Here is a 458-nt window from a genome sequence, read left to right on the forward strand (position 1 = left end):
GTTCGGCCCGGGCAGCACAGGTTCGATCAGTTCCCACTGGGCGTCGGTCAGATCGGAGGGGTAGCGATCGGGAGGCATCGAGCCACTTTGGCGGTATCGGCATGTCTCGTCACGCCGCCACGCCGGATATGAACGATCTTCTCAAACACGCTCTAAGAACGTAGCCGTTCAGAATTGTACCAGGCAACCCATTCCATCGTGGCGATAGTCACGTCCATGACACCTTTCCAGCCGCCGTAGAAGTCGATGAGCCCCTTTTTGTAGAAACTGTTCATGGACTCGGCCGCCGCATCGTCATACGAATCGCCCTCGCCACCGACAGAACGCGCCACGCCGACCTGATCAAGCCGTTCAGCGTAGCGGATGGAAGTGTATTGAACTCCCCTATCCGAATGGTGAACGAGGCCACCGACGTCACCTCCACCAGACCAGACCGCCATTTCCAGGGCATCGAGTGC

At 58.5% G+C, this 458-nt stretch carries 2 protein-coding genes; both read right to left on the reverse strand.

The features are described from left to right. The coding region (locus tag C1I98_RS46495; protein ID WP_438672145.1) for a transposase at positions 1–78 on the reverse strand (78 nt) is incomplete at its 3' end. A 74-nt stretch (positions 79–152) separates the two neighbouring features. Then, on the reverse strand, positions 153–458 hold a 306-nt coding region (locus tag C1I98_RS39770; RefSeq protein WP_146607966.1), incomplete at its 5' end, for an integrase core domain-containing protein.

This window comes from Spongiactinospora gelatinilytica (assembly GCF_003236385.1).
GTDB classification, from domain to species: domain Bacteria; phylum Actinomycetota; class Actinomycetes; order Streptosporangiales; family Streptosporangiaceae; genus Spongiactinospora; species Spongiactinospora gelatinilytica.